Origin of the sequence: Rhizobium sp. BK512 (genome assembly GCF_014194915.1) — a bacterium.
GTDB lineage: Bacteria > Pseudomonadota > Alphaproteobacteria > Rhizobiales > Rhizobiaceae > Rhizobium.
Genome location: NZ_JACIAS010000007.1, coordinates 170,991 through 192,027 on the forward strand (window position 1 = coordinate 170,991; position 21,037 = coordinate 192,027).

12 protein-coding genes are annotated in these 21,037 nt (G+C 59.5%); 8 read left to right on the forward strand and 4 right to left on the reverse strand.

Annotated features, from left to right (window positions below; all coding sequences use genetic code 11):
• The first annotated feature begins 15 nt into the window (after positions 1-15).
• The 5 genes from FHX06_RS24215 (at position 16) to FHX06_RS24235 (ending at position 11,294) form a co-directional block, all read left to right on the forward strand.
• Positions 16-8,553 (forward strand): GH36-type glycosyl hydrolase domain-containing protein, encoded by an 8,538-nt coding sequence (locus FHX06_RS24215; protein WP_183881150.1) that lies wholly within the window; start codon positions 16-18, stop codon positions 8,551-8,553.
• Between the two features lie 81 nt (positions 8,554-8,634).
• Complete coding sequence (locus FHX06_RS24220) at positions 8,635-9,864, forward strand: OpgC family protein (protein WP_113209770.1); 1,230 nt, start codon at positions 8,635-8,637, stop codon at positions 9,862-9,864.
• Positions 9,865-10,097: 233 nt separating this feature from the next.
• Positions 10,098-10,868: a 2-keto-4-pentenoate hydratase gene (locus FHX06_RS24225; RefSeq protein WP_113209769.1), complete on the forward strand. Its 771-nt coding sequence runs from the start codon at positions 10,098-10,100 to the stop codon at positions 10,866-10,868.
• 28 nt (positions 10,869-10,896) lie between these two features.
• Positions 10,897-11,055, forward strand: a complete 159-nt coding sequence (locus FHX06_RS24230; RefSeq protein ID WP_162738442.1) for a hypothetical protein — start codon at positions 10,897-10,899, stop codon at positions 11,053-11,055.
• Positions 11,055-11,294, forward strand: coding sequence for a hypothetical protein (locus tag FHX06_RS24235; protein ID WP_112544855.1), 240 nt, complete (start codon positions 11,055-11,057; stop codon positions 11,292-11,294). Before FHX06_RS24230 ends, FHX06_RS24235 begins: the two co-directional genes overlap by 1 nt.
• 134 nt (positions 11,295-11,428) lie before the next feature.
• Here FHX06_RS24235 and FHX06_RS24240 read toward each other — a convergent pair whose 3' ends face one another.
• On the reverse strand, positions 11,429-13,192 hold the full coding sequence (locus FHX06_RS24240; protein WP_112544854.1) for a glucan ABC transporter ATP-binding protein/ permease: 1,764 nt from the start codon (positions 13,190-13,192) through the stop codon (positions 11,429-11,431).
• 317 nt (positions 13,193-13,509) lie between these two features.
• On the opposite strand from FHX06_RS24240, the gene FHX06_RS24245 reads away from it, so the two are divergent.
• The 3 genes from FHX06_RS24245 to FHX06_RS24255 all read left to right on the forward strand — a co-directional run bounded on the left by FHX06_RS24245 (position 13,510) and on the right by FHX06_RS24255 (position 18,574).
• A complete protein-coding gene (locus tag FHX06_RS24245) occupies positions 13,510-14,250 on the forward strand; it encodes a LuxR family transcriptional regulator (RefSeq protein ID WP_113209768.1) in 741 nt (246 codons plus the stop codon).
• Positions 14,251-14,369: 119 nt separating this feature from the next.
• A complete protein-coding gene (gene pyc / locus FHX06_RS24250; RefSeq protein ID WP_113209767.1) occupies positions 14,370-17,834 on the forward strand; it encodes a pyruvate carboxylase in 3,465 nt (1,154 codons plus the stop codon).
• 167 nt (positions 17,835-18,001) lie between these two features.
• Complete coding sequence (locus FHX06_RS24255; protein WP_113209766.1) at positions 18,002-18,574, forward strand: NADPH-dependent FMN reductase; 573 nt, start codon at positions 18,002-18,004, stop codon at positions 18,572-18,574.
• A 42-nt stretch (positions 18,575-18,616) separates the two neighbouring features.
• Here the strand turns inward: FHX06_RS24255 and FHX06_RS24260 are convergent, their stop codons facing one another.
• The 3 genes from FHX06_RS24260 to FHX06_RS24270 form a co-directional block, all read right to left on the reverse strand.
• Entirely contained in the window at positions 18,617-19,378 is a 762-nt protein-coding gene (locus FHX06_RS24260) for an amino acid ABC transporter ATP-binding protein (protein WP_112970739.1), read from the reverse strand.
• The gene (locus tag FHX06_RS24265; protein WP_112970740.1) at positions 19,375-20,055 is read right to left on the reverse strand and encodes an amino acid ABC transporter permease; all 681 of its coding nucleotides are present in this window, start codon (positions 20,053-20,055) and stop codon (positions 19,375-19,377) included. Before FHX06_RS24265 ends, FHX06_RS24260 begins: the two co-directional genes overlap by 4 nt.
• Before the next feature lie 103 nt (positions 20,056-20,158).
• Complete coding sequence (locus tag FHX06_RS24270) at positions 20,159-20,932, reverse strand: amino acid ABC transporter substrate-binding protein (RefSeq protein ID WP_112970741.1); 774 nt, start codon at positions 20,930-20,932, stop codon at positions 20,159-20,161.
• Between the last annotated feature and the right edge of the window lie 105 nt (positions 20,933-21,037).

The following is a 21,037-nucleotide window of genomic DNA, read 5'->3' on the forward strand; positions in this document are numbered from 1 at the left end:
TCCAGAACCGAACCCATGAACATTTCCAGCCCGTCTCCAAGCCTATCGCGCGAGTCCGACAAGAAGCAGATCGACCAAGGCGACTCGATCCGCTCGACCTATCTGTCCAACGAAGACATCAGGGTGCTGGGCGAAGATGTAGCCCGCAATGCCGTCAGCGCGCTGCCTGCCTTCGCACCTTTCGACTTCTTCGCGCGCAACAGGGAGAACGAGAAGGAAATCCTCCGCGTCTACCGCACGACCGCAACCGATGTCGAAGCCGGAGAGACGATTACGCCAGCGGCGGAATGGCTGCTCGACAACCATTATATCATCGAAGAGGCCATTCACGAGGTCCGCCGCGATTTCCCGCGCCGCTTTTATCGCGAACTGCCGTTGATGAAGGTCGACGGTGTCGGGATTCCACGCACGCTTGTCCTCGCCTGGCTCTATGTCGCCCATACCCACAGCACCGTCTCAGAGGAAAGCCTGACGGCGCTGGTCGAAGGCTTCCAGCAGCATGAGACGCTGAAGATCGGCGAGCTTTGGGCTTTGCCGACGCTGGTACGCTTCGTGCTCGTCGAAAATCTCCGGCGTATTTCGAGCCGCGTCGAGCGTAGCCGCCGCCTGCGCCGCCGTGCCAATGAGGCCGCGGACGAGCTGGTGCGCCTTGCCGATACGGCAAAGGCCGCTGCCTATCTGAAGACGCTCGAGGAGTTTGCCGAGGACAATACGTTTTCGACGCAGTTTCTCTATCGCATGCGTGATGGCTCGCGGACTTCGAGCCTCGCCCTTTCATGGCTCGATGAGCGGCTCGAGAAACTCGGTCGTGACAGCGAAGAAACGCTGATGGCGGAACACAGCCGGCTCTCCTCCGGCAATGTCATGATGGGTAACATCATCCGCAGTCTGCGGGAGATAAACGATGCGGACTGGTCCGTCTGGGTCGAGCAGGTCAGTCATGTCGACAGGCTGCTCTGGGATCATTCGGATTATGGCGATCTCGATTCCGGCTCGCGCAATACCTATCGCAAACAGATCGAGAAGCTTGCCATGCACTCGCCGCTGAGCGAAGTGGAAATCGCCAAGCTTGCCGTGGACATGGTCGCGGAATCGAGGCTTTCCGATGAGCGACCACTGCAGCAGCCAAATGTCGGCGAGTTCATAGCAGGCACTCAACGCCTGAAGCTCGAGGCGCGCGCAAACTATCGTCCAACGCTGGCGCAACGTCTCGCCCGCTCGGTGCGAAAGTTCAACTGGATGGCTATCGCCGTTCCGATCGTGCTCGTCACCATCGCCGCCATGACCGTCATTGGAAGCTTCATGGTCAGTGCCGGCATGGGGCCGATTGAAATCGCCTTGCTGCTGATCCTCTTCTCGCTGCCCGCTTCCGATGGAGCGAGCGGCCTGTTCAATACCGTCCTCTCTTTCTTCGTCACGCCGGCGCGGCTTGTCGGCTATGAATTCAAGCAGGGCATTCCCGAGGACGCACGCACGCTCCTCGTCGTGCCGTGCTTGATTTCCAATCGCGATAGTGTCGACGAGATGGTACGCAATCTCGAGGTCCACTATTTCGCCAATCCGCGCGGTGAGATCTATTTTGCGCTGCTGAGCGACTGGCCGGATAGCGAGGTCGAGGAAACTTCGGCCGATCTCGAAGTGCTGGAATATGCGCGCCGGGAAGTCGCCAATCTCTCGGCCCGCTATGCCCATGACGGCAAGACGCGCTTTTATCTGCTGCACCGCCGCCGCCTCTATAATCCCTCTGAAGGCGTATGGATGGGCTGGGAGCGCAAGCGCGGCAAGCTGCACGAGCTGAACCTGCTATTGCGTGGTGATCGCGATACGACCTATCTGCCGGGCGCCAACACCGTCCCGGCTGATGTCGAATATGTCATGACGCTCGATGCCGATACGCGCCTGATGCGTGACAGCGTCACCAAACTCGTCGGCAAGCTCCACCACCCGATCAATCGCCCTGTCATCGACCCGGAAAGCGGACGCGTTGAAAGCGGCTATGGCATCCTGCAGCCGCGCGTCACGCCGTCACTGACGACAGGCAAGGATGCGTCGGTCTTTCAACGCATCTTTTCGATCAATCGCGGTCTCGATCCCTATGTCTTTACGGTTTCGGATGTCTATCAGGATCTTGTCGGCGAAGGCACGTTCACCGGAAAAGGGCTCTATCACGTCGATGCCTTCGAGGGTTCACTGAAGGGGCGGATCGAAGAGAATTCGGTGCTCAGCCATGATCTTCTCGAAGGTTCGATGGCGCGTTGTGCGCTCGTCACAGATCTCGAACTCGTCGAGGACTTTCCTATACGCTACGAAGTCGAAACCTCGCGCCAGCACCGCTGGGCGCGGGGCGATTGGCAGCTCCTGCCCTACCTTTTCAATCCGAAATACGGCGTCACCGCGCTTGGGCGCTGGAAAATGTTCGACAATCTGCGTCGGTCGCTGACACCGATCGCCTGGTTTCTTGCATCGGTGCTCGGCTGGTATCTGATGGAGCCTTTCGGGGCATTGATCTGGCAGATCCTTTTGATCTTCTGCCTGTTTGTGGCCCCGACCCTGTCGCTCATCAGCGGCATCATGCCGCGCAGCAGTGATACAGTCGCCAGCGCCCATCTTTATACTGTCTGGTCGGATATCGCTGCCGCCAACGCTCAAGTGGCTTTGCGCATCATCTTCATCGCCGACACCGTCTGCATGACGGTGGATGCGATCGGCCGATCACTCTACCGCCTCTTCGTCAGCCGCAAGCTACTCTTGCAATGGCGTACCGCTGCCAGTGTCGGGGCCGGGAAGCAGGGCACCATCCTCTCCTATTACAGAGCGATTTGGCACGCTCCGGTTCTGGCGATTTTGTCGGTCGCCCTCGCCGCCTTGTCCGGCAGTGACTCTTTCCTTGTCGGCATTCCCTTCGCGCTGCTCTGGATCTGTTCGCCGGCTGTCGCCTGGTATGTGAGCCAGTCGGCCGAGACGGAAGACCGGCTCGACGTGCCGGATTCGGTTTCCAGCGAGTTGCGCAAGATCGCGCGACGCACCTGGCGCTACTTCGAGACTTTCACGACGGCGGAGCAGAACTATCTGCCGCCCGACAACGTGCAGGAAACGCCCCACGTCATCGTCGCGACGCGCACTTCGCCCACAAATATCGGCGTTTATCTGCTGTCCGTCATTTCGGGACGCCATTTCGGATGGTTCTCCTTCCAGGAGACGATCGAGCGCCTGGAGCAGACCATCTCCACGGTCGACCGCATGGAGAAGTTCCGTGGCCATCTTTTCAACTGGTATCACACCGATACGCTTGAGGCGCTTGCACCGCGTTATGTCTCTGCAGTCGACAGCGGCAATCTCGCCGGTCACCTGATTGCCATTTCCTCAGCCTGCCGCGATTGGGCGGAAGCACCTTCGGCGCATGTCCAGGGCAATCTCGACGGTGTGGGTGACACCGTCGGCATTCTCGGTGAAGTGCTGGCCGACCTGCCTGATGATCGCAAGACCGTGCGGCCGTTGCGTCGCCGTCTGGAAGAGCGCATAGCCGGCTTCCAGAATGCGCTTGCTGCCGTCAAACGCGAGCATGAATTTGCCTCCATCCGTGTGATCAACCTTACGGTCCTGGCGCGCGACATTCAGAACCTCGCCGGCAACCTGCATCACGAAGTGAAGTCGAAGCAGACGGAAGAAGTCACGGCCTGGGCGGTGTCGCTGGTCAAGGTCTGTGAGGCACATATCGCCGACAGTACCTTCGACCTTTCCAATATCGATGCATTGCGGCCCCGCCTGGTAGCGCTCCGCGACAAGGCTCGCGATCTCGCCTTTTCGATGGATTTCGGCTTTCTGTTTCGTCCGGAGCGTCGCCTTCTGTCGATCGGTTACCGCGTGGAAAGCGGCGAGCTCGACGCGGCATGCTATGATCTTCTGGCTTCGGAATGCCGTCTTACGTCGCTCTTCGGTATCGCCAAGGGCGATCTGCCGACGGAGCATTGGTACAAGCTCGGCCGCCAGGTCGTACCGGTTGGTGCTCGCGGCGCGCTGGTCTCCTGGTCCGGCTCGATGTTCGAATATCTGATGCCGCCACTCGTCATGCAGGAGCGCGGTGGAGGCATCCTCAACCAGACCAATAATCTCGTCGTTGTCGAACAGATGAACCATGCCCGCAAGCTCGGCACACCATGGGGCATCTCGGAAGCGGCCTTTAATGCCCGCGACCGTAACCTCAACTATCAGTACACGAACTTCGGCGTGCCGACGCTTGGCCTGAAGCGCGGTCTCGGCCACAATGCCGTCATCGCACCCTATGCTTCGCTGCTCGCCAGCCAGTACTATCCGGAAGCATCGCTCGAAAACCTGCAAAGGCTTCGCAAGCTTGGCGCTCTCGGCAAGTTCGGCTTTCACGACGCCGTCGACTTCACGCCGACCCGCGTACCCGAGGGCAAGAAGTGTGCGGTCGTCTACAATTACTATGCCCACCACCACGGCATGTCGATCGCGGCTGTCGCCAACGTTGCCTTCAACGGCCACCTGCGTGAGCTCTTCCACTCTGATCCGGTCATCGAAGCGGCTGAACTGCTGCTGCAGGAAAAAGCACCGCGCGACATTCCGGTCATGAGCGGCAAGGATGAATCCAATACGCCTGCCAGCATCCAGGACGATCTGATGCGCCCCGTCATCCGCAAAGTCGACGATCCGGCTTCGCGCGAACGAGAGCTCGTTTTCCTGTCGAACGGTCATTATTCCCTGATGTTGACGGCAACAGGTGCGGGTTACGCCCGTTGGAACGGTCTATCCGTTTCTCGTTGGAAGCCAGATCCGACCGAAGACCGCTGGGGCAATTTCATTTTCCTGCGCGATACGGAGACCAATGAATGGTGGTCGGCGACAGCGGAGCCGAAGAGCGTGGAAGGTGAGGCGGTCAGAGTGGAATTTGCTGACGAGAAGGCCGTGTTCACAAAGGTTCTTGGCGAGCTCCTGAGCGAGGTCGAATGTATCGTTGCCACCGAGCATGATGCGGAGGCCCGCCGCCTGACATTGTTCAACATGGGTGCCGAAGATCGCTTCATCGAAGTAACCTCCTATATGGAGCCGGTCATCACATCCGACGAGACGGACAACGCGCATCCGGCTTTCGCTCGCATGTTCGTCAGAACGGAGATCGATAAGCGCGGTGACGTCATCCGCGCCGAACGCAACAAGCGTGATCCGAACGAGCCGAACATGAGTATCGCGCATCTGATCGTCGACAACGCCGGCGACACGCGTCACACCGAATTCGAAACCGAGCGGCGGGCGTTCATCGGTCGTGGTCGCAGCCTTTCGAATGCCGCTGCCTTTGATCCGGGTGTCCGCCTTTCCGGCATTGACGGTTTCACGCTGGATCCCGTCCTGTCGTTGCGCCGGACAGTGCGCGTGCCGGCCGGCAAGAAGATCAGCGTGATCTTCTGGACGATTGCAGCACCTGATCGTGCCGAGGTGGACAAGGCCGTCGAACGCTACCGCCACCCGGATGCCTTCAATCATGAGCTCATCCAGGCCTGGACGCGCACACAGGTGCAGATGCGCCATGTCGGTGTCAGCTCGCAGCAAGCGGTAGCATTCCAGCATCTCGGCCGTCATCTCGTCTATCCCGACATGCAGCTTCGCGGCGACTACGGCGCCGTCAGTGCGGGCATGCAGTCGCAGTCGGCGCTCTGGCCGCTGGCGATTTCGGGCGATTTCCCGATCTTCACGCTGCGCCTCGATGACGACATGGATCTTGAAATCGCCCGCGAAGCGCTGCTGGCGCAGGAATATCTGCGTTCGCGCGGGGTGGCCGCCGATCTTGTCATCATGAACGAGCGCGCCTCGTCCTATGCGCAGGATATGCAGCACGCTCTCGACGCCATGTGCGAAAACGTGCGGCGCCTCGGACAGGCCGACGGGTTGCGTCAGCATATTTTTGCGGTCCGCAAGGACTTGATGGAAGACAGTACCTATGAGGCGCTGATCGCCGCCTCACGCGTGACGCTACATGCAAAGAACGGCAAAGTGGTCGACCAGATCAACCGTGCCCGCGTCCTGTCTGTGCCCCTTAAGGAAGTGCCGGAGATCGCGGAAAAAGCCGAGCGTGCCCTAACGCCGGTCAAGCGCATACCGCCACTGCCGGCTCCGTCCATCAAGACCGTTGCCATCGAGGAGGAGGGCGATCTCGACTTCTGGAATGGTATCGGCGGCTTTGCCCGCGACAGCAATGAATATGTCGTGCGCCTGCCGGGTGGACAGGCAACGCCGCAGCCTTGGATCAATGTCATCTCGAACGAGCGGTTCGGCTTCCATGTCTCGACGGAAGGTGCCGGTTTCACCTGGAGCGTCAATTCGCGCGATTACCAACTCACTCCCTGGTCGAATGACGCAGTCATCAACCGTCCCGGCGAGGCTCTCTACCTAACGGATCTCGAAAGTGGCGCGGTTATGACGCCATTTGCGGGCCTTTCCCGTCGTAACGATATTCGTTTCGAAGCGCGTCATGGTCTCGGTTATTCCACCTTCTCCACCACGCAGCACGAGATCGCGCTCGAGGTGACGCAGACCGTAGATCGCGAAAAGCCGGTGAAACTGCAGCGCCTGCGCCTGCGCAACGCCGGTTCTGCAAGCCGCAAGCTCAGGCTCTACGCCTATGTCGAATGGATCCTTGGGAATAATCCGCAGAAGACCGCTTCTTTCATCCTGTCGAAACTTGACGAGGAGACAGGGGCGCTGTTTGCGACGAACCCCTACAGCATCGACTATTCGGGTCGCACCGCTTTCTTCGCCGCAAGCGAGACGATTTCGAGTTTCTCGGCAAGCCGTCGCGAGTTCATAGGCAGGAGCGGGAGGATTGAGGCGCCCGTTGCCGTAACGACAGCTACCGCTCTTTCCGGCTCGGTAGGCCTCGACGGCGATCCGGCGGCGATCCTCGCGATCGATATCGAACTCGGCACCGGCGAGGAGCGCAACATCACTTTCTTCCTGGGTGATGCCTCCACCGAAGAGGACGCTCGCACCCTGCTTACCAATATCAGAGAGTCCTCGTTCGATGAGGCGGTGAAGGCAAACCGGGATTTCTGGCAGGAATTCACCGGCAAGCTGCAGATTTCGACGCCGGATCAGGGCATGAACAAGCTCATCAACATCTGGCTGCCCTATCAGAGCCTCGGCTGCCGCATCATGGCCCGCACGGCCTTCTACCAGGCAAGCGGGGCCTTCGGCTTTCGTGACCAACTGCAGGATACGCTGGCATTCGTGCTGCAGGAGCCTGAGCTTGCACGAAGACAGATTATCAATGCGGCCTCCCGACAGTTCCGCGAGGGCGACGTGCAGCACTGGTGGCTGCCGGGGACTGGAGCCGGCGTACGCACCACTATCTCCGATGATGTCGTGTGGCTCGCCTATGCGATTGATCACTATTGCAGCGTCAGTGGCGACAAGAGCGTGCTCGACGAACAACTCGCCTTCCTCGAAGGTCCGGCGCTGCTGGAAGGCCAACATGACTCCTTCTTCAAACCGGAAGTATCCGAGGATACGGCAAGCATCTATGAGCATACGGCTCTGGGGCTCGATCTTGCCATTGCACGCAAGGGGGCGAACGGCCTGCCGCTCTTCCTCGGCGGCGACTGGAACGATGGGATGAACCGTGTCGGCATAGACGGCAAGGGTACGAGTGTCTGGCTCGGCTGGCTGCTTGCCGGCACGCTGCGCTCCTTCATTCCTTATGCCGAGGAGCGGGGCGACAAACCCCGTGTCGAGCGTTGGAACGCGCATCTCGTCGACCTCAAAAAAGCGCTCGAAACCGTTGCCTGGGACGGCGACTATTATCGTCGCGGCACTTTCGACGACGGTACGCCGCTCGGCTCGAAGGAGAGCCTGGAATGCCAGATCGATTCGATTGCACAATCCTGGAGCGTGCTCTCAGGTGAAGGTGATCCAGGGCGGGCTGCCAAGGCGATGGATGCGGTACTCGACCGGCTGGTTGACGAAGATGCCCGGATCATTCGCCTTTTCACACCGCCTTTTGAAAGATCGCTGAAGGATCCAGGCTATATCAAGGCCTATCCGCCCGGCGTTCGCGAAAATGGTGGCCAGTATACGCATGCCGCGACCTGGGTGGTCATGGCGCTGGCGGAATTGAAGCGGGGCGACGATGCCTTGCGCTGTTTCCAGATCCTCAACCCGATCACCCATTCGCTGAATAAGGCGGCCGCCGAACGCTATCGCGTCGAGCCATATGTCGTGGCGGCCGATGTCTATGGACATGCCCCCTATGTCGGGCGCGGCGGCTGGACCTGGTACACCGGCTCGGCCGGATGGCTCTACCGCGCGGCTGTGGAAGGTATCCTCGGTATCCGGCTAAAGGGTGGACAACTTTTTGTGAACCCGTCGCTCCCTTCCAATTGGGACGGGTTTGCGGCAGAGATCGAACGCGACGGAAGCAAATACCGCATTTCGGTCTCAAAAGCGTCCAATGCTGGCGGCTACAGTGTGTCGATAGACGGCAGCGAAGTCGCCAATCCCCAGGAGGGATATCCGGTCGGGCAACAGCAATCTCCAAGCTGATTTTCCGGCGATTCGTGCGGCCAAACGGGGAACCCTTTTGGCCGGCGTAGCGTTTGCAAAACGGATAACAGGAGAGACACCATGGCAGGTATGCCGACCAAAGCCATTGGCGCCCAACGAACTTCCATGTCAGTAGCGGCGTCCAAGCGTGATACGAGGCTCGACGTCATTCGTGGTCTTGCACTCATAACGATCTTCATCAATCACGTTCCGGGGCAAATTTTCGAATATATTACGACCAAGAATTTTGGTTTTTCAGATGCCGCCGAAGCCTTCGTGCTGATCTCGGGCATCGCAGTCGGCCTTGCCTATGGTTCGCGCTTCAAGGCGGGTAAGCGCCTGGAGGTGGCGATCAAGGCGGCAAAGCGTGCCTTCACACTTTATCTTGCCCATATGATCACCACTTTCGTGACGCTCGCGCTCTTCATCTGCGGCGCCTGGCTGTTTCACCGACCGGGCCTGTTGGTCGAGATCAACATTCTGGCGGTGCTCATGAACCTGAAGGAGGGCATTCCAGCGCTGCTCCTGCTCGGCCATCAGATCGGCTACAACAATATCCTGCCGATGTACGGTGCGCTTATGCTGATGGTGCCGCTGATCCTGCTTCTGAACGAGAAAAGCACGTTGCTGGCGCTTGCCGTTTCCGGAACGGTCTGGCTTCTTGCAGGTATCTATCAGATCGCGCCGCAGAACATGCTGTTCGAGGGAGACTGGTTCCTCAATCCCTTCTCCTGGCAGTTCCTTTTCACGATCGGCATCGTCTCGATGATGCATATAAAGCGCGGCGGCACGCTTCCCCACCATCCGCTGCTTTTCGCGTTGTCGCTGGGCTATGTCGTGCTCTCTTTCATCTGGGTGACGGCACGTCTCTGGGATCTCGGCAACTATCTGGCCGCGCTTGGCCTGCCTGCAGTGCTGACCGGTTTCGACAAGACATTTCTGTCGTTGCCACGTCTTCTGCACATACTGGCGCTGGCCTATCTGGTGATCAACATTCCAGCGGTGTCACAGGCTTTCCGTCGCCCGGCCGATCACCCGCTGACAATCCTCGGCCGCCACTCGCTGAACATCTTCGTCGCCGGCACCATCCTTGCAATGGTCGGCCAAGTGCTGCTCTACATCACCAATCGCGACCAGATCATCGGCCCGATCTTTGTGCTTGCCGGCATCGCAGCGCAGTTCGCCTATGCCTATTATCTTGAATACAAGCGCGAACAGGATAAGGCCCGGCCACTCGCCGGCGGCGCCATCCCGGTGCCGGTCCGCGTCAACCGCACCGTGGATACTTACGGCCACAACAAACGGAAATAGGCAAGGCTTCCTGGGGTCTGAGTAAGCCGGCAGTCGAGAGGCTGCCGGTTCGATGCAGACGGCCACGGGCCTGCCGCGAGACGCGTGCAAGGCTACGATAGAAACCGTGACGACGATACCTCGGCGATCACTATGAGATTTTGATTTTTTCGCTGTTCATCAGGAATGGAACGGCTACGAGCCTCGATCCATCTTTGCTCCCAAAGGCAATGCCAATGATAGGGAGCACGACGATGTACTTCGAACTCAAGGACGCCACCGCCGACATTCTCGCGAAGAGCCGTTGGCGCAACGAACTCTGCGACCTTCCGCTTGATCTGATCTCCTCGGAACGTGAAGCTTACGACATTCAAGCGATTGCGCAGGATGCGCTGGGCTTTGAGCGCAAGGGCTATGCGCTTGTCGGTACCAGCGAGGAATCGCGCCGCGTCCTCGGCCTTGAGAGGCCGATCTACTCCGAGATTCCCGCTTCCGCGCTGCTTGCCGCTACCAAGGAATTCCGGCTTCCGACCGGTACAATCGGTATCCAGTGCGAACTGGTTTTCACGATGTTGCGGGCCTATCCGGAGGCCGGAGAACCGATCAATCTCGATACTGCTGCCGACGCCGTGCTCGACTGCCGGCCGGCCATCGGCATCCTCGGGCGGCGGACGCGGCGTGTCTTCGTGGGAGACAACGCCGCGATCGCCGATTTCGGCCTGCATGTCGCGACCATCTGTGGTGATCATACCGGAGCGTTGTCGCCCGCTGACCTTGCTGCCATCGAGATTACGACTTTCCTGTTCAAGCAGACGGTCTTTGCCGGGACAGCAGCTTCAGTCATGGGCAATCCGCTCAATGCGATTGTCTGGCTGGCAGATCGGCTCTCTGCAAACGGCAGGCAGCTTCAAGCCAACGATATTGTCGCCACGGGATCGTGCACCGCCATTCTCCAGGTCTGGCCCGGCCAGCATCTGGCCGCCGATTTCGGGCCACTTGGACAGGTCGAATGCATCTTCGGGTGACACTCACTTCAATCTGAAAGGACAGATCATGAGGCCGCAGCGAAAGCCGTTCGTTGTCGAGATCAAGAAGACGAAACAGTTTGTCCGCAAGCCCGCTTCGACTGAGACTGGACGGGTAGATGTCGTGCTGCACGCGGGAACCAAGACGACCGCGAGCACGATCATCCGGAGCGGGGGCCGCACCTGATGGTCAGCCGTAATGTCCCACACGAATATTTCCTGATAGACGCGGCCAAGACTGACGGGCCTGTGGTCGGCCATCTTCGCGGCAAACCGATTTCCGCTCTGGTTATAGACAGGAACGGCAGCCGCTACCGCTTCGTTGGCGTCGCTGCGAGAGACGGCCGCGGCAGACTGGATGTCCTGTCTCTCAAGCAGGGTGAATGGATCGTCGCGCCCGATCTTGTCTATGAAGAGGCAGCTTAGGTCAGCTCGGTACTGCGATCGACGTCGCAAATGACGAGTGGGCCTGACGTCAGTGTTTCACGTGGAATTCCAACCAACAAAAAAGCCGGAAGAGCGATGCCCTTCCGGCTTTTTGTCATTCGCTTGCGAGCCGATCAGGCTGCTTCCGTCGCATGAGCCTTGCGGACTTCGTCGTCCGTCAGGATGCCACTGGCGCGGAGCAGAGCAGCGAAGCGGCCGTTCGAATGGCTGAGCTCATCGAAGCTGCCGTGCTCGACGATGCGGCCATTGTCGAGGAACAGCACCATATCCGCCTCGCGGACCGTCGAGAGACGGTGAGCGATGATGAAGGTGGTGCGGTTCTGGCGCAGGTTGTCGATTGCCGCCTTGACGCGCGCTTCCGTCTCGACGTCGAGGGCGGAAGTCGCCTCGTCCAGCACCAGGATCGGCGCATCCTTGAGGATGGCGCGGGCAATCGCAATACGCTGGCGCTCACCACCGGAGAGCTTGTTGCCGCGCTCGCCCACATGGGTTTCGTACTGCTCGTCGCGGTTCTCGATGAAGTCGGCAGCGGCAGCGGCTTCTGCGGCACGGCGCATATCCTCTTCCGACGCGTTCTCGCGGCCGAGGCGGATGTTGTCGCTGATCGAGCGGTTCAGCAGGCCTGCGTCCTGGAAGACGGTAGCGATATAGCGGCGCAGCGACTTGCGCGTGACCTTGCTGATATCATGGCCGTCGACGAGGATCTGGCCGCCCTGCGGGTCGTAAACGCGCTGGAGCAGGTTGACGAGCGTCGTCTTGCCGGCGCCGGTCGGGCCGACGATCGCAACCGTCTGGCCGGCCTTCACCTTGAAGGAGACGTTGTGCAGGCCCTGCGAGCTGTTGGCGAAGCCAAAGGAAACGTCGTTGAATTCGACATCGCCCTTGACGTCCTTGATCTCGCCGTTGCCGGCCGGTTCCTCGCGTTCACGAACGGAATCTTCCAGATTGTAGAAGTCTTCCAGCTTCGAACGGGCTTCGAAGATCTGCGTGGCGAACTGACGCATCAGGTCCAGGCGGGCGATCAGCAGGTTGGCAAAGCCGATGAAGGCAATGACGTCGCCGACACGCAGTTCGCCGTTCTGAACCAGCACTGTGCCAATGACGAGCACGATCATCATGGCGATCGTGGAGGCCATGCGGTTCAGCGCGCTCGCAAGCGCCCACCAGTCGAGCACCGGATACTGCGCCTGCAGCAGGCGGTCGGCAAAGGACTTCAATGCACGCGTTTCAGCATCGATGCGGTTATAGCTATGCAGCACCGATACGTTACTGATGGAATCGCTGACGTGGCCGAAGACGGTATGATAGTGGTTTTCGACCGAAGCCTGGCCGTCCTTGGTGCGGCTCATGACCACGCGGCCGATGATCCAATAGGCGATACCGAGTACGATCAGGACTGCGGAGAGACGCAGATCCATCGACATTGCAGTCGGGATAAGCAGGCCAAGCGCAATGACCGTCGAAAGATGGTTGCGCATGAATTCCAGCCACAGGCCGAACAGGGTTTCACAAGCGCGCAGCAGCGTATGCAGCGCGTTGGATGTGCCCCGCTGGTGGTGCCAGGAAAGCGGCATGGAGATGATGCGACCGAAAGCCTCCGTCAGAAGCGTTGCGCGGCGGCCATGGGCCAGCCTGTCGGCTTCGCGCGCCACGAGAACGAAAGCTATGGTGTTGAAGACGGCAAATGCCGCCCACATCATCAGGATCGGCTTGACTTCACCCTTGCCGGAAATCGCGTCGATGATACGACCGAACAGGATCGGCTCGGCGATGGTGATGGCCGCCAATACGATATTCGCGATAACGACGAGGGATACGCGGAGCTTGTAGGCGCCAAGATAGCGCAGAGCCCTTGCATAGACCTTGAATAACGACACGTCGGGACCTCTTTTGCATCTGCGAAAAACGGGATGGTGCGATGCTACAGAAATCTATCTGAACCGACGATTAACAGGATATTCAGGTTTGGGGTCCGGCTTCGAAATTCGCCTTCTGGCGCAGTCGCCAGTGCGATAACTGGCCATAGTTTCGAAATTGTTGCTTAGGCTTAGATCGTAACAATTTGCGCTTGCATTACCTGGAGCGTCTAGCGCACCATCCAGTTTGTGAACTGTAATTTTTTGTAAAGACCGTTCTGTGGCGGGTTATCAAGGCCTGCTCCGGCGGCCTCATTGGTCCGGGCAAGGGGCATTTTGTGCAAATTCATTCTTTAATTCAATTGCTTGTCACGCTAGAGGAACATTCGGACAGCGAACGTGCTGTCGACGAACTCGACAAGGTGATCCGCGCGAGCGGATTCGATTTCTATGGGCTGCTTCGCCATCCCAAGCAGGGAGACAACCCATGGAGTGTGACTATGGCCAGTCGATGGCCGGACAGGTGGTCACACGTTTATGCAGCAAAAAAATATGTGCTCGTCGATCCGACCGTACGGTATCTTGCTCGTGCGCAACGGCCCTTCCGCTGGCGCGACAGCATGGCCGCCTTTCGCGATGATCCGCATCAGCGCCGCATGGAGCAGATGATGGTCGATGCCTTCGGCCATGGTCTGGAAGACGGCTATGTCTTCCCGATCTACGGACGAAACGGCATCCTCGGCAGCCTCAGCCTCGCTGGCAAGCCCGTGGAGTTCTCACCAGCGGAAATCTCCCTTTTCGAGGCGATTGCGCGCAAGGCCTTCTGGCGGCTGCTCGATCTGCAGGGAGAGGCTGCAGCACTGGAAACGGTGCCGATAACCGATACGCAGCTGACCCGGCGCGAAATGGAAATCCTGCATTATCTCGCCGAAGGCATGACCTCGATGGAAATCAGCAAACATCTGAAGATCTCCAACCATACGGTCGACTGGTATATGAACGGCCTGCAGGATAAGCTCAGGGCGAAGAACCGGCAGCAGGCCGTGGCACTTGCTTTCCGGTATGGTCTGATTACCTGAGATCTGGAGAAATTCTATTTCTTCGAGATGAGGGAAATTGAACTTTCTGTAACAGCACGTTAAGAATTCTCTTCGCGGGTGCAGCATTGCCCGTTTTTTCGTGCTTTGAGGAGAGTACATTGCCCATATCGAAGATCCTTGTCGCCAACCGTTCCGAAATCGCCATCCGCGTCTTCCGCGCGGCCAATGAGCTCGGAATAAAAACGGTCGCGATATGGGCTGAGGAAGACAAGCTAGCGCTGCACCGCTTCAAGGCCGACGAGAGCTATCAAGTCGGCCGCGGCCCGCATCTTTCCCGCGATCTCGGACCGATCGAAAGCTACCTGTCGATCGACGAAGTGATCCGTGTTGCCAAGCTTTCCGGCGCCGATGCCATTCATCCCGGCTACGGCCTGCTTTCGGAAAGCCCCGAATTCGTCGATGCCTGCAACGCTGCGGGCATTACCTTCATCGGCCCGAGGGCCGATACGATGCGTCAGCTCGGAAACAAGGTGGCGGCACGCAACCTTGCCATTTCCGTCGGCGTTCCCGTTGTTCCGGCGACCGAGCCGCTGCCGGACGACATGGCGGAAGTTGCCAAGATGGCCGGTGTGATCGGCTATCCCGTGATGCTGAAGGCATCCTGGGGCGGCGGTGGTCGTGGCATGCGCGTCATCCGCTCCGAAGCCGATCTGGCCCGCGAGGTAACGGAAGCCAAGCGCGAGGCGATGGCCGCATTCGGCAAGGATGAGGTCTATCTCGAAAAGCTCGTCGAGCGCGCCCGTCACGTTGAGAGCCAGATCCTCGGCGACACACATAACAATGTCGTGCATCTCTTCGAGCGCGACTGCTCCATCCAGCGCCGCAACCAGAAAGTCGTCGAACGCGCCCCTGCCCCATATCTTTCGGAAGCGCAGCGCCAGGAGCTTGCTGCTTATTCATTGAAGATCGCGCAGGCGACCAACTACGTCGGCGCCGGCACCGTCGAATACCTGATGGATGCCGATACCGGCAAATTCTACTTCATCGAGGTCAATCCGCGCATCCAGGTCGAGCACACAGTCACCGAAGTCGTCACCGGCATCGATATCGTCAAGGCGCAGATTCATATCCTCGACGGCTTTGCGATCGGGACTGAGGAATCCGGCGTGCCGAAGCAGGCGGATATCCGGCTCAACGGCCACGCGCTGCAGTGCCGTATCACGACGGAAGACCCGGAGCACAATTTCATCCCGGATTACGGCCGCATCACCGCCTATCGCTCGGCATCGGGCTTCGGTATCCGTCTTGATGGCGGCACCTCCTATACGGGCGCGATCATCACGCGTTACTACGATCCGCTGCTGGTGAAGGTGACGGCCTGGGCGCCGAATCCGCTGGAAGCCATTTCGCGCATGGACCGCGCACTGCGTGAATTCCGTATCCGTGGCGTTGCTACCAACCTGACCTTCCTCGAAGCGATCATTACGCATCCGAAGTTCAGGGATAACAGCTATACGACCCGCTTCATCGACTCGACGCCCGAACTTTTCCAGCAGGTCAAGCGTCAGGACCGCGCCACCAAGCTTCTCACCTATCTCGCCGATGTCACCGTCAACGGCCACCCGGAAGCAAAGGACCGCCCGCGCCCGTCGGAGGACGCTGCCAATCCGATCGTGCCCTATATTGATGGCGGCAAGATCCCCGATGGCACAAAACAGCTTCTCGACCAGCTCGGCCCGAAGAAATTCGGCGAGTGGATGCGCGAGCAAAAGCAGGTGCTGCTAACGGATACGACAATGCGCGACGGCCACCAGTCGCTGCTCGCCACCCGCATGCGCACCTATGACATTGCCAAGATTGCCGGCACCTATGCGCATGCGCTGCCGAACTTGCTGTCACTGGAATGCTGGGGTGGCGCCACCTTCGACGTCTCGATGCGTTTCCTGACCGAGGATCCGTGGGAGCGCCTGGGGCTGATCCGCGAGGCGGCACCGAACCTGCTTCTGCAGATGTTGCTGCGCGGCGCAAACGGCGTCGGCTACAAGAACTATCCCGACAATGTCGTCAAATATTTCGTCCGTCAGGCCGCCAAGGGCGGCATCGATCTCTTCCGTGTCTTCGACTGCCTGAACTGGGTGGAGAACATGCGCGTGTCGATGGATGCGGTGGCCGAGGAGAACAAGCTCTGTGAGGCAGCGATCTGCTATACGGGCGATATCCTCAATTCGGCCCGCCCGAAATATGACCTGAAATATTATACGGACCTTGCCGTCGAGCTCGAAAGGGCCGGTGCACATATCATCGCACTGAAGGACATGGCAGGTCTCCTCAAGCCGGCCGCAGCCAAGGTGCTGTTCAAGGCGCTGCGCGAAGCGACCAGCCTGCCGATCCATTTCCACACGCATGATACGTCGGGCATTGCCGCGGCCACTGTTCTTGCTGCAGTGGATGCCGGCGTCGATGCTGTCGATGCGGCAATGGATGCGCTGTCAGGCAATACCTCGCAGCCATGCCTCGGCTCTATCGTCGAAGCGCTGCGCGGTTCCGAGCGGGATCCGGGCCTCGATCCGGAATGGATCCGTCGCATCTCCTTCTACTGGGAAGCAGTTCGCAATCAGTATGCAGCCTTCGAGAGCGATCTGAAGGGCCCAGCATCGGAAGTCTACCTGCACGAAATGCCGGGCGGTCAGTTCACCAACCTCAAGGAACAGGCTCGTTCGCTGGGGCTCGAAACCCGCTGGCACCAGGTCGCCCAGGCTTATGCCGACGCCAACCAGATGTTCGGCGATATCGTCAAGGTGACGCCATCCTCCAAGGTCGTTGGCGACATGGCGCTGATGATGGTGAGCCAGGACCTGACGGTCGCCGATGTGGTCAGCGCCGAGAAGGAGGTTTCCTTCCCGGAATCGGTCGTCTCCATGCTGAAGGGCGATCTCGGCCAGCCGCCGTCGGGATGGCCGGAAGCGCTGCAGAAGAAGGCTCTGAAGGGTGAACAGCCCTATACGGTGCGCCCCGGATCGCTGCTTGATGATGCCGATCTCGATGTGGAGCGCAAGACTATCGAGACCAAGCTGGAACGCGAAGTCAGCGACTTCGAGTTCGCCTCCTATCTCATGTATCCGAAGGTGTTCACCGATTTCGCGCTGGCTTCGGACACTTATGGCCCCGTGTCGGTTCTGCCGACGCCTGCCTACTTCTACGGTCTCGCCGATGGCGAAGAGTTGTTTGCCGATATCGAGAAGGGCAAGACGCTCGTCATCGTCAATCAGGCAATGAGCGGCACCGACAGCCAGGGCATGGTCACCGTCTTCTTCGAGCTCAATGGCCAGCCGCGCCGCATCAAGGTGCCGGATCGGGCCCATGGCGCTTCGGGCGCTGCTGCCCGCCGCAAGGCGGAGCCGGGCAATGCTACCCATGTGGGTGCGCCGATGCCAGGCGTCATATCACGCGCCTTCGTTGTACCGGGCCAGGTCGTCAGTGCCGGTGACGTACTCGTCTCCATCGAGGCGATGAAGATGGAAACGGCACTGCATGCGGAGAAGGACGGGACCGTTTCGGAAGTCCTCGTCAAGGCCGGCGACCAGATCGATGCCAAGGATCTGCTCGTCGTCTACGCGGGATGAGCTCGGAACGGGCGGCCGTTTCCGCGATCACCCGAATGTGTGCGATCGGCCGATCAAAAAGCTGATTTTTCGATAAGTTAGCAGCCTTCTCGCCTTGTCGGGCGGGGAGGCTTTCTCATAGAGTTCGGCTCCCCTCACCGCCCCCAAGACCAATCAGGGATCATTTCATGAGCAAGTTGAAGATTGCCGTCATCGTCGGCAGCACGCGTATTGGCCGTTTTGCCGAGCATCCGGCCAAGTGGATCGCCGAGCTCGTCGGCCAGCGTTCCGATCTCGAAGTCGAAGTTCTCGATCTTCTCGACTACCCCATGCATTTCTTCGGCGAAGAGCGCGCCACTACGGCGGAAAGCGAAACCGCCGAGCGCTGGAAGAAGAAGCTGCGCGAATTCGACGGCTTCATCTTCACGGTCGCCGAATATAACCATGCTCCGACGGCCGTTCTGAAGAACGCGATCGATCTCGGCGAATTCATCCAGAAGCCGGTCGGCTTCGTCGGTTACGGCGGCGTCGGCGGCGCACGCGCCGTCGAGCAGCTTCGCCTGGTCTTCGTCGAAATGAGTGCAGCTTCCGTCAGGACGGGGGTTCACATCGCGTTCAGCGAATATCTTGCCGTTCTGAAGGAAGGCAAGAGCCTCGGCGATTACGCGCATCTGAACGAAGCCGCCAAGAACCTGCTCGATCAGATGACCTGGTGGGGCAACGCGCTGAAGGCAGCGCGTGCCGTCGTTACGTCCGCCTGATCGGAATTCCGTATGCCGGGATGCTCACATCCCGGCATTGGCTCAGATATCGTAGGTATGAGCGGCGTTGATGGTGGAGATGAAGCGCTTGGTGCGTTCCTTCTCCGGTGTATTGAAGATCGCCCTGGCGCTGCCGGTTTCGACCACGCTACCGGCCTCGAGAAAAACCACGTCATTGGCGATCTTGGAGGCGAGGCGAAGATCATGGGTCGCCATGACCATGGTCGTGCCCTCGCGGGCAAGCTGGCCCAGCACGTCTACCACTTCGGCCGAAAGTTCCGGATCGAGCGCGGATGTCGGCTCGTCACAGAGCAGGACACGCGGTGACGGCGCAAGCGCGCGGGCGATCGCCACGCGCTGCTGCTGGCCGCCGGAGAGTGTCGAGGGCCAAGCGTCGGTCTTGTGCGCCATGCCGACCTTGGTCATCAACTCCATGGCGCGTTCGCGCGCCCTTTCCTTTGGCCATTTCAGGACCGTGACCAGACCTTCCATGACGTTTTCGATCGCCGTCTGGTGCGGAAACAGCTGAAAGTTCTGGAACACCATGCCGGTCTGGCGACGGATCTTCTGGATCGCCTGCCAGCCGACACGCTTTCCGGGCGTGAAAGAGAGCGTTTCTTCGCCGAGGCGAATGGTGCCAACGGTGGGGATCTCCAGGAGATTGATGCAGCGGAGCAGGGTGCTCTTGCCGCCACCGGAGGGGCCGACGAGGGCGGTGACGCTGCCTTCGGGGATGCGGATACTGATATCCTTCAGGATGACCGCGTCGCCGAAGCGCTTTTCGATATTGGAAAGCTCGATCATGCATTTGCCTCCAGCATCCCACCATAACGCGCGAAGCGGCGCTCCAGCCGCTGCTGCAGCGCCGAGAGTACGGAGCTCAAGGCGAGATAGATCAGCGCCGCTTCAATATAGAGGATCAGCGGTTCGTAGGTGGTCGCGACGATGCGCTGGGCGGCCTGGAAAAGCTCCGGCACGGTAATGGCGGCAGCGAGCGAGGTGTCCTTCACCAGCGAGATGAAGGTATTCGAGAGCGGCGGCACTGCGACACGGGCGGCCTGCGGCAGGATGGTGCGGCTCATGGCCTGGCGCCAGCTCATGCCGATCGAATAGGCTGCTTCCCATTGACCCTTCGGCACGGAAGATATGACAGCACGGATGATTTCGGAGCTGTAGGCGCCGATATTCAGTGTGAAGCCGATGAGTGCTGCCGGAAAGGCGTCAAGCAGGATGCCGATGCTCGGCAGGCCGTAAAAGATCACGAAGAGCTGGACGAGCAGCGGCGTGCCGCGGATGACCCAGACATAGAAGCGGGCAATGGCTGCAACGGGTCCAGGGCCGAACAGGCGGGCAATCGCAGTGATCAGGCCCAGGATCAGCCCAAAGGCGAAGGAAAGCAGAGTGAGGGGAATGGTGAAGATCAGCCCGGCCCAAAGGAGCGAGGGAAGCGATTCCGCCATCAGTTGGAGCCAGTGCGGCAAGGGCGTATCCTCAAGAAAAGATGCGTCCGGCGAGGGTTCGCCGGACGCTTTTCATGCAGCTATAAAGGATATGGCGGCGGCGGGAAACCGCCTGTGTCGCGACTTACTTGGAAACGTCCTGACCGAAGTACTTGTCAGCGATCTTCTTGTAGGTGCCGTCGGCCTTGATGTCGGCGAGCGCCTTGTTGATCGCTTCGACCAATTCCGGTTCGCCCTTGCGGATGATGATGCCGGAGTAATCGGCATTTTCCTGCTGAGCGACGATCTTTACGGGAGCGTCCGGCTTGTGCTTCTTGAAGTCGAGGAAGGAGAGGCTGTCGTTGATCGTTGCGTCGGCGCGCTTTGTCAGCACGAGCTGGATCGACTGGTCGAAACCGTCGGTGCCCACAAGTTCTGCGCCGGCTTCGGTCGCCAGCTTGCCGAAGTTGCTGGTCAGCGACTGGGCGGACTTCTTTCCCTTGAGATCGGCGAAGGACTTGATGCTGTCGTCGCCGTCGCGGACGATCAGAACGGCCTTGGAGGCGATGTAAGGCTCGGAGAAGTCGTATTTCTGCTTGCGCGCATCGGTGATGCCGACCTGGTTGATAACCGTGTCGTAGCGGTTGGCGTCGAGGCCGGCGATCAGTCCGTCCCACTTGCCCTCGACGAACTGGGCTTTAACGCCGAGCTTGGCAGCGACCGCTTCGCCGATCTCGACGTCGAAGCCGACCAGCTTGCCGCTTTCGTCGTGATAGGTGAACGGGGCGTAGGTGCCTTCCGTCCCGATCTTGAAGACACCGGCAGACTTGATGGCGCTAAGGTTTTCACCGGCATGGGCGGGAATAAGGGCTGCGGCCTGAATAAGGGCTGCGGCGGCGACGGTTTTCAACCAGTTCATTGTTCTTTCCATCCTTGGGAAAAGCTGTTCGGATGGCGATACATCGCAGAAAATTGCGGCGACGGAAGCGTAGAAAACTGCAAATAAAAGCGGCAACTGCGAATA